Origin of the sequence: Leptotrichia sp. oral taxon 223 (genome assembly GCF_013394795.1) — a bacterium.
Classification (GTDB): domain Bacteria; phylum Fusobacteriota; class Fusobacteriia; order Fusobacteriales; family Leptotrichiaceae; genus Leptotrichia.
This window is the reverse complement of the sequence record NZ_JABXYU010000003.1, coordinates 1-11,186: the sequence shown is the minus strand read 5'-3', so window position 1 is coordinate 11,186 and position 11,186 is coordinate 1. Positions and strand designations below refer to the sequence as shown.

At 36.1% G+C, this 11,186-nt stretch carries 4 protein-coding genes; all 4 read left to right on the top strand.

The genetic code is table 11. The features are described from left to right. Positions 1-90 precede the first annotated feature (90 nt). A complete protein-coding gene (locus HW275_RS10185; protein WP_218975150.1) occupies positions 91-9,417 on the top strand; it encodes a hypothetical protein in 9,327 nt (3,108 codons plus the stop codon). Between the two features lie 332 nt (positions 9,418-9,749). After that, positions 9,750-9,977, top strand: a complete 228-nt coding sequence (locus HW275_RS10180) for a DUF6290 family protein (protein ID WP_178936471.1) — start codon at positions 9,750-9,752, stop codon at positions 9,975-9,977. Continuing rightward, positions 9,977-10,300, top strand: coding sequence for a type II toxin-antitoxin system RelE/ParE family toxin (locus HW275_RS10175; protein ID WP_178936470.1), 324 nt, complete (start codon positions 9,977-9,979; stop codon positions 10,298-10,300). Before HW275_RS10180 ends, HW275_RS10175 begins: the two co-directional genes overlap by 1 nt. 423 nt (positions 10,301-10,723) lie before the next feature. Further along, positions 10,724-11,186 (top strand): autotransporter-associated N-terminal domain-containing protein (locus HW275_RS10170; protein ID WP_178936469.1); only part of this gene is annotated, 463 nt, incomplete at its 3' end.

Below are 11,186 nucleotides of genomic sequence, written 5' to 3'. Positions count from 1 at the left end.
TTGAATATTCCAAGAAATCAGGAGCCAAATTCATTAGTTATCAATCCAGCTAATGTGCATGAGCCTTATACTCCGTATGAAATTACTAGAATGGATAGATTAACATTATTTAATAATCCTAGCTTTAATCCACAATTATTAGATGCGCCTGAAGGATATTACGGATATACAAGACCTAATCCAAATCCATATAGAGCATTTAATGAACTTGGATACTGGACTACTACTAGAAGGGCTCAGCATAATTATTCTTATAGAAGTGACCATTATACTGGTGGAACTTATAATGAGAATGCAAATGGAAATACAAATAATTATAGTGCTTCTGGAGCAACAGCAACAGGTGGTTCAGGAGGAACTGCTTCAACTGCCACTTGGACTCTAGCTAATGGAGCTCATGGATCGGCTTATGAACAAACTCCTACAAATAACAGAGGTTCATCAGTTATTTATAATACGAGCGGATCATTTATTACGGGAGGAACACATTCTTGGACTTCAAAAGATATTCACGATGTTCCACATGGGGAAACATCTCCAACTGAAGTTATAGGAGCATATTACGATGATGGAACAAATGCTGGAAGACATAGTGCCGGTGGAACAGTTAAAACTGGACATATAGGAATATTAAATGCGAGTAGTCAGACTATTACTAATACTGATATAACTATGGAGAGTGGAAATACTACAGGTATAAAAGTAACTGGTGGTGGAATTGTATCTGGTGGAACTGTAAGTTTATCTAGTAGTTCTGGAGGTGTTGGTGTTGATTATGGAAATGCTGGCGGTGATGTAAGAAGCATGATTATTAATGTCAACGGAACTGGACAATCAGGTATAAAAGCTACTGCTGCTATATCAAATGCTCGATTAGGTGGTGTATCTATTAATTTGAATAACGATAGTAGCATTGGGATAGATAGTACGGCTGCTGTAGATAGTGTAGCATCAATTTCAAGTAGTTCTTTTAGATATAATATCATTGGTATTAAATCATCTGGAACTGTGACAAATCGTGGTATTATTAATTTAAGTTCTAGAGGAAATGTAACAGGAATAGATGGAACAACTTCGTCAAATTATGGAAGTATAACAATAAGTGGACACGGTAATAATAATGTAGGTATAAATGGTAGTACTTCAGCAAACAATTATAGTGTAGGTACAGTAAACGTAACAGGAACTAATAATGCTGCAGGGTTACTTTCTGCAGGTACTACATCAAATGCTGGTACTGTAACTGTATTAGGAAATTCTTCTGCAGGATTGCTTTCTACAGGTGCAGGTACTGCATCAAATAGTGGTACAGTAAATGTAACAGGAAATTATAGTGATGGTGTTAGATCTGTTAATGGTAGTGCAAGTTCAACATCAGGTTCTATAGCTGTAACAGGAGATCGAAGTAATGGAATAAGAGGAAAAACAGGTGCAAGTTTATCAAGTGGTAGTGTTACTGTAAATTCATCTGGAGCTGTATATCAAAGTCATAATAATGGTGTATATGCAGAAACTGGGAATGCAAGTGTTTCATCAGGTACAGTTACTATGAACTCTGGAGAGTATAATAATGGTGTATATGCAGCAAATGGTAATGCAGATGTTAACAGTAGTAGTACTATAAGTATAAATGGAACTAACCATAGTAATGGAGTATATGCACCATCTGGTAATACTACAGTTTCTAGTTCTACAATTCATGTAGGTATTACTGGAAGTAGCAGTAGAAATAGTAATGGTATTAATTTAACCAAAGGTGGTGCTACAAACTCTATTACTGATACTGGAATAAGTATGGTAGGTAACAGTAATATTGGTGTAAGAGTTGCCGAACCTGGAACACTGACATTTAACGATAATACAATGACCATGAGTGGTACTGGAAATTATGGATTATACTTAGCACCAAGCAAATCAATATCAAGTATTTCAAGAAATAGTACAACAAGTAGCGGTTCAAGCAATGTTGGTATCTTTATATCAGAAGAGGCAGAAATACCAACTATTGATGGTGGTAGTCATACTGTAAACGGAACTACAAGTACAGGAATAGATATACATACTAAAAAAGCTACGACAATAAAAAATGCTACATTTAATGTTAATAACTATTCTTCTACAGGAATAAAAGCAGGAAGAACATATCCAAATACTGATACTACTCCGAGCTTGACTATAGAAAACTCTACTTTTAATATTTTGAATAATTCTGGTAACGGAAGTACTAATGATAGCAATAGTGCATCTGCTGTTTATCTTTACAATGTAACTAAAACAACAGTTAAACCTACAACTACCTTTAATATTAATAGAAACTCAATTGGATTTGAAGTAGAAAATAGTGGATATGCTAACAGAGAAATTGAATTTACTGGACAGAACAACAGCAGTTATGTAATAATGAATTTGAGAAATTCTCAGAATAATAATACTTCAGGCCAACGGGATGGTAATATTGGATTTAACATTATAAATGGTAATTTTGGAACACTTCACACTACTAGAGGTATCAATGTACATGGAAACTTCGATTCACATATAGAATCTGACGAAAATGTGCTGTTTAATAATCAGCAATATGCCTCAAAACTTGAATTTGTAGTTGGAGCTGGAGCAACAACTATGGATGCTAGAAACTATACAGGGCAAGGAACTATTCTAGTGGGTACTGATCCAGCATATAATGCAGGCCGTAAGAGCGGATATAACAAAAATGTCATCTTTTCTAATTTAGGATGGGTATCTGATACAGGTAGTAAAGTTGATTTGAACCATATTTCAGTAGACGGAAATTACAATACTGTGGCATTTTTCAACAGAAGTATAAAAAATAGCCATGGATATGTAGACAGTAACAATGCTTATCATCCTACTGGACTTGGAAGAGTTGGATGGTTTGAAGGAACAGTAAGGCTTCAAGGTGTTATAGGTTCTTCATTCTATGAAAGCACTAATGCAATAACATCTACTGGAAATGTTGGAGTATATGCTATTTCAGGACAAAGAGGAGAAAATACAACAACAGGATTTGATGGAGTAAGAACAGGATGGATTGGTGCAGGAATGTCTGGCTTCGGTGGAACTGACAAAGCTTTAAAAAATCTAAATGTTACAGATCTTAACTTAGGATTCTCAAGATATTCTGAAGATGGAGTGCTAGTGTATGCTGGTAACGGAACGGCTGTAGATGTAGCCAATGTTTCAAGTGCAAATAACTTGAATGCCACAAATACAATTTCAGACGGTGTGTTCCACGATACTGGTGGTAACCTTTTGAAATGGGGATATTCTGTTCCAATAAGAAATACTTCTCATAATACAACTATGTTCTTTGCAAAAGGAACTTGGAAAGGTGATAATCACGGATTCTTACCTGCTACTTACGGTAACACAGAAAATGCACCTACAGAAATTAATGTAAAATCAGCTGTAGATATGGTATCAAGACAAGGAACTGCCTATAGAGCAAAAGGCGGTGCAACTATAAATGTTGGTACTACAACAACTCCTGTTGCAACAAGAGCAGGTGGTTATAACTCTATAATTGCATTAGCTGAAGGAATAGGTACTGATAGAAATTCAAAATTAATATCTGAAAGAACTGGAACAGCTGGTAACAATAGCGAAACAGGTTCAAGAGTAGAAATTAATGGAAATATAGTGGCGGCAGATAATGCAATGTTCTCTGAAACTAGCCGTGTTATGAACGGAAGAGAAGATTTTAATACTAAGCGTGCTAATACTTATGAAAATGTGGCCGCTTATGCTAGTGGTGGCGGAGATGTAGTTATACAAAAAACTGCTGTATCAAACACGGTTGTTGAAGATAAGAGTAAAACAGGTGCTAATATTAATAAAGATACAGAAGCAGCTGGTGCTGGATCACTTATTTATGGAATGGGAGCTTATGCTACTGGAGAAGGTTCAAATGTTATTTATAAAAGTAGAGTATCTGTAGTATCAGGTGAAAATGGAGCATTATTTGCAACTGATAAAGGATATATTGAATTTCAAGGAAATATAGTAAATCAAAATAATACAAAAGATACAATACAAACTTCTGCAAATGGATTTTCTGGTGCTGAAACAAGAAAAGGTAAAAATACAGCAACTTCTGCTTCTTCAAATGATCACACTGATACAACTCCATTCTATGTATTAAGAAATGCTATTGAAACAGGTAGAAACAGTACTGCGATAACATTTACAGATACAACAAGATTGGATATGTATGACGGAAGATTGCTTACTGGTAATGAATATCAGCATGCTTTTGGATGGAAGGATTATAGTGGTGCATATTCAGATTATTATAAAGAAAAATCTATACCAGCAGCAGGTGGTCTTGAAGAAAATAAATACTGGGCTGCAAAATATCGTGGAATGAACAACGTAAAAGCTCATATACTATCGAACAATGTAGATCTTGGTATTGTAAATCAAGCTGAGGGAGATAAAAAATTAACTTGGGATAATAGTAGAAATGATACAGGAGCTGGATTCTTAACAGGTATTGCAAAATATGCTGGAGAAATGAGTGGAATCAGTAATTATGATGATGCTGAAACTGATCAAAGAATAAATGATAAACATTCATTCAAAACAACATTAATAAATGGTGAAATTGATGTTACAGCAGGAACAGTTGACTTGACAGATAACTTTAGATTACAAACTAAAACTATGATTTCAACAGCAGTAAAAGATAAGGCAAATGATCCATTCACTGATATAGCAATGGAAAGTGAAAAAGTAAACATTTCTGCTGCAACTACTATTTACGGAAATGCTAAAAACCTGGCTGGACAAAAACAGGGATTGAATATGGCTAACTCACTTTTCCGTTGGGATAGCGATGATCTTAGAATGAATAACTTTACTGGTGCAAGATACAGAAGAAGTAAAGTTGATGAATCAGGATATTGGAATAAAGGTAACATCAATATTTGGGGTGGTTCGGCAAGTGATGCTATAACAGCAGTAAACGTGGCATACGGTACAGTTGAAAATGCGGCAGCTGCAAAAATTTATACAGATCACGGAAATGCTATAGTTGGAACTGACGGAAGTAAACTTGTAAATAAAGGTAAAATCGCAGTAACAGGTATTTACAATCCAGATAAACAAGTTACTTTAACAGGCGGATCAAATACAGGACTTGCAACTATTGACAGAACAGTCGAAACCGCAATAACTGATGGAGAAAACTACGGAATTGTTGGTATTTCAACAGCAAATGCTAGAGACAATGCAAAATATAGAGCTGAACAAGGTACAGACAGATACGGAGAAAATGCAATTGCAATTGAAAATGTTGCAAGTGGAACTGATGGAACTATCGCTGTAGATGGTAAACGTGCAGTAGGTATCTATGCACAAAATACTCACAATGATTCAAATACAGTAGGTGCCAATAAAACAAAAGTAACTATAAAATATGATAACATGCAAGCTACACCAGCCTCAGCAGATGCAATAAAAGTAAATAGTGGGCAAAATGTTGGAGGTATAGATACAACAGCAGTCGCAGATAAAAAAGAATACAGAGGAGTAGGTATCGCCTTAGTAAACCGTTCTACAAATGCTGACAACGATGCAAATAGAGGTGGTGTCATCACATTAAACACATTAGGAAAAGCTGCAAACCCTGATATTAGAACTCAACATAACGGTATAGGAGTATATGCTGAAGGTTCAGATATAGTATTTGGAGCATTGTCTGAAGGACTTACAGTAAATACTAAGAATGATGGTGCTGGAATCTGGGTAACAGATAATTCTAATATTTCATCAGCCGAAGACAGACTGGGTACTCAAATAAAAGCATTAAATTACAACTACAAAGGAGATAATGACAAAAAAGGATTCGGAATGATTTTCGGAAGTACTTTATCTTCAAATAAAGTAGCCAGAAACTATTTAGACATTAAATTTAACAATAATAATGGAACTATGGATTTAGCTACTGCAAAAGCACTTGAAGCAAGAGGATTTGCCGGTATAGCTGCTGGTCCGACATATAAAGGAATCGCAGGTATCTTGGTAAATACTGACGCTCATAACGGTGTTACTGGAGACAGAGCAATAAACTACGGAGATATAAAAGAACAAAATTCAACAACTAATGTTAGATCTTACGGAGCAGTTGTAAATAAAGGTGGATTTGAAAACTGGGGTAACATTACTCTTAGTGATTCATTAAACGAATTAGCTAAAAATATTAAAACTGAAGATCTTAAAAAAGCAAATATTGGTATATTGGCAAACGATCACTCAGCAAATGCAAGATACAACACATTTATTGAAAACCACGGAGATATTACAATCGGAGATTCTACAAACGATAAGAATATCGGAAGCTGGGCTATTTACGGATATAATATAACTACTGGTGCAAAAGCTGATGGAACTAAATCAAAAATTACAGTTAACAAGAATAACAACGGAATTTACTCAGGAGATGGAAACGTAAATATTCAACAAACTAAGATCTTAGTAGGAAACGACACTGTAATGGGACATGTTCAACATTCTTGGGAAGAAATTAAGCCAGATGGAACTAGAGTAACTCATTGGATTAGCAGACAAACTCAATATGCTAACCCAAATAACTTGTTATCAGCATTGGATGCTCCAAGAAAAAGAGATTCTGTAATTGGAGTTTATATTGACAATAACCAAAGCAAATCAAATGCTGCAAGAGACGTTAACATAAGTGCTGATATGGATATTGACAGATTCTCATACGGTATCGTGATGGCTGAGAAGAATGGAGGAGCTGCTACAAACGTAACAATCGGTTCTCCAACAGAAGCTCCAACAATCAGATTGGCACATTCTACAAGCAGCAATGCAGGTGGACAAGTTAAATCAGTAAGACCAAGCAATAATCCAAGAGTTCCTCAGGAAGTTGAAGAACAAGGAAATGCTGTATACTATTACTCATTAGATACTGCATCAGCAGGAAAAACTTATGCTAATGTAACAATGAACGGAGATTACAATACGGCTTACTATACAAAAGGATCAATAGACAACTACGGAACAATAGACTTGAGATCAAAATATGATGTTGACAATAAAAATAGTGATGCACGAGGATTTGGAAATATTGGAATATTCTCAAGCAATACTAATGTTGCTTCAACTAACTACGGAACAATTACAACTGGTATGTCAGACACAATTAATATGAGATACTCAGCAGCAATGGCAGCAGGACGTAATACTTACGACAAAGATGGTTCGTTTGCCGGAACGAAGGAAGAAGGATACATTGTAAATAGAGGTACAATCAATGTTGAAGAAAAAGAAGGTATCGGAATGTTTGCAACTGGACATGGTTCAAAAGCTCTTAACTACGGAACAATCAATCTGAAAGGTGAAGAGTCAATCGGTATGTACCTTGACAGAGGGGCAATTGGAGAAAACCACGGAACAATTACAGGTAATGCTAGAAACTTGTCAGGAGTAGTTGCAATTAATGGTGGATACATTAAGAACTATGGAACAATTAAAGTAGAAGGAAACGGATCTCATGGAATTGTAACTGATGGTAGAAGATTTACTGTAGATGCAAATGGAAATAGAACAGAAATATTACCTGAAACAGCTACAAATGGTGTAACTGCAGGACAAACTAACGGACATGGTGGAACTGATTTATATGGAGGAACTGAATCTTCAATCGAAGAAGGAACAACAGGAAATCCTAAAACAACAGGAGTAGGAACAACAATAACTGCTCCAGACATTGTACCGATAACTAAAGTAAGTGTTGACGGTATTGACACTCCTGTATTCAATGTTGAAAGTGACGCTGCAAATCCTGGAGATGTAGCTAACAAAATAACTGTTGCAAGCAGCATTCAGACTGGTGGAACAAGAATAATCGACCTTTCAGCTAAAAACGAATGGGGTAACCCGGTATGGGAACATGCCTACAGGGATCAACGGTCAGAAGTTACAAGCATCGGAATGTACGTAGATACTTCAGGAGTTAGATACACTAACCCTATTGATGGTATTGAAAACTTACGTAAGTTATCAAAAGTTAATTTGTACTTCGGACCAGAAGCTACATTGTATACAAACTCTAAAGCTATCAGAATTGGAGATAAATACGATGAAAATGGAAACCTCGTTGCGAAGAGCAATATCCTGAAACCGTTCAACGATGCGCTGAACAAGCTGCCGGGAGGAGCGAAGGTTAATGCATTGTCAGCAAGCTTAACTTGGCAAGTATTGGCAAAAATATCTGATGACAACCAATTGTCAGAAGTGTACATGAGTAAGGTTCCTTACCACTCATTCGCCTATGACAACGATACTTCGCTTGTAAACTTCACAAACAACCTGGACAACATCTATGAAATCGCAAGACCGGAAAGTGCTGAAAAAGTTATCTTCAATAAACTGAACAGCCTAGGAAACGGAGAAGGGCATATCCTGGCTCAGGCGTTCGATCAGATGAGAGGGCACATTTATGGTGGAGTCCAACAAAGAATCAAGGCTACATCTGATATTATAGGTGGAGAAATTGACGGACTTAGAAAAGACAACAATCTTTCTAAAGATTCCAACAAGTTCAAGGCGTTCGGACAAAGAAACGAGTACAAGACTGACACTGCAGGAATACCTGACTGGTACAGCAACTCAGGTGGATTTGCCTACGTCCACGAAGATGAGACTGTAAGACTTGGACAAGCTTCAGGATGGTATGCGGGAGTTGTAAACAACTACTACACATTCAAAGATCTGTCTAAATCTTATGAAAACCAGGCAATGGCCAAAGTCGGAGTGTTCAAGTCAATCCCTCTTGACGGTGACGGAACATTCGTACTTAATGTAGGAGGAAACGGATTCTTCGGAAGAAACGACATCAAGCGTAGATTCTGGGTAGTAGATCAGGAATTCAGAGCAAAAGCCGACTACTATTCTTATGGTGCAGGAGCAAATCTGGGGCTTGAAAAGGCATTTGTAATAAATGACGGCTTCAGCATCGTTCCAAACATCGGAATCAAGGCTGAATACGGAAGATTCTCTTCAATCCATGAAAACGGGGACATGGCGCTGAATGTCAAGAGCGACGACTACATCTCAGTTAAACCGAATGCAGGAATCGACTTCAGATACAGCCAGCCAGTGTTCAAGAATACGAACTTCACAGCAGTTCTGGGCTTCACTTATGAAAACGAAATCGGAAAACTGAACGACGTTGAAAATGAAGCAAGAATAGTTGGAGCATGGACAGACTACTTCGGAATCAGAGGGGACAAGGAAGACAAGAGAGGAAACTTCAAGTCGCACCTTAACCTAGGACTGGATAACGGAAGACTAGGATTCACAGTAAACACAGGATACGAAACAAAGGGACACAACTTCAATGCTGGACTGGGACTGAGAGTTCTGTACTAGTAAAGTGTACGGGCTTGAAGAGCTCAAGAAAGCTTGAGAATAAGCAGAACAGCTTAAACTTAAGGGGGAGGCTGCCTACGGGCGGCCTTTCTTTTTTTGCTTCTTTTTTAGATTTTATTACGAATCATTAAGGTAATCATATGTTAAAATTTTCTTTTTTAAAATAAATAATCTTATCTAAATACACGACAAACGCATAAAAAAAAAATTAAAAAAGAGGTAATATTATTGACATATCTTAGGAATGAAGAATAAGGAGATATTATATCTTGACAAATAGAATAATACTTGGTATAATTGTAATACAAATATTACGATTGGAGGGATAAAGAATGCCTACATTATCATTGAGAATGGAAAAAGAAGATTTAGAATTTTTAAAAGAATATTCAAATATGAATAATCTTAACATGTCATCATTTGTTCGTAACTTAATTTTAGACAAAATATATGATGAAATAACTGAAGAAGATGAAAAAAGAATATTGAAAAGATGGGAAAATTCAAAATCTGAAAAAACTGCTTCTGCTGAAGAGGTTTTTAAAAGGCTAGAATTATAATGGAAAAAAAGTTTTATGAAGTAAAGTTTACTGAGTCTGCAGAAAAAGATCTAAAAAAATTAAATAAATCAAATAAAGCAATTGCTAAACTTCTTAAAAAATGGATTTCAGAAAATTTAATAGGTACACAAAATCCAAAGCAAAGAGGAAAAGCACTAACGGGAAATTTAAAAGGATTATGGAGATATAGAGTAGGCTCCTATAGAATTGTAGCTGAAATAAAAAATGATATTTTGTTAATATTAATTATAGAAATTTCAGATAGAAAAGAAACTTATAAAGATAAAAAAAGAAAAACATATAAAGATGGAAAAATAAAATAAATAGGACAAAGGAAAAAATATTTACAAATGAAAAAATGTTGACAAATTAGGCTAGAATTTTCTAGTCTTTTTTTGTTATAAATAAAAAATTAATTTCTATATTATTTATATTTTTTTTATTAAAAATATCATTTCAGAACAGAACTCAAAAATCACTGACATTTCTAATCAAAAATATCTCTTTCTATTACTTTTACTTAATGTGTAGTTAATTATCTCTCCAAAAAAATCACTTATGGGCGCCCTTAAGGACTTTTTGCCCGCCACATTGCATTTTTGCCTGCTTTTCTAGATGTCTTTCCGTGTTTTTGAACATTACTAGGCTGTTCTGTCACCATCAGATTCTTTTCGGGGCAGAATGAAACACTATACTGTACTAATAGTCGTTTTCTGGCTATTTTTCATAATTTTAAGGAGGAAGATATGAGTAATAACTTACGACAGATTGCTAAAGACTTGCGATCGTTTGTTAAAAGATGTAAAGACGTGCACTATTCTGACAGCCTGCTAATCGCTTTCCTTGTTACCGGGCTTCTCACTTTTGCGCCTAGGCTTAATGCCGATGCGGCTACGGAGCAGCAGGAAGTCAGTGCCGCAACCTATGATGCCATAACTGACCTGCGTCAGTCCTTCATACGTGCCAGAAAGGAGAATGAACAGTCTCTTAAAGGTGCTGAGAGGGAACTTGCACAATTGCTTCAGCAGGGGGATCAGGTTATCAAGAGCCCATGGGCTTCATTCCAGTTCGGCACAGGATATACGAACAACGACTGGGGAACTACCTACAGGGGGCGTGGAGGAAAGTTCCTGGAATACTACAGAAGGGATAACGATTTAACCAAGTATGTGTTTGACCCAAGCAAGCATCTATACGGGGCAACTAACT

Bases quoted from the DNA above. Each gene is read 5' to 3' on its own strand.
- HW275_RS10185 (WP_218975150.1), top strand. From the start codon at position 91: ATGGATAGATTAACATTATTTAATAATCCTAGCTTTAATCCACAATTA.
- HW275_RS10180 (WP_178936471.1), top strand. From the start codon at position 9,750: ATGCCTACATTATCATTGAGAATGGAAAAAGAAGATTTAGAATTTTTA.
- HW275_RS10175 (WP_178936470.1), top strand. From the start codon at position 9,977: ATGGAAAAAAAGTTTTATGAAGTAAAGTTTACTGAGTCTGCAGAAAAA.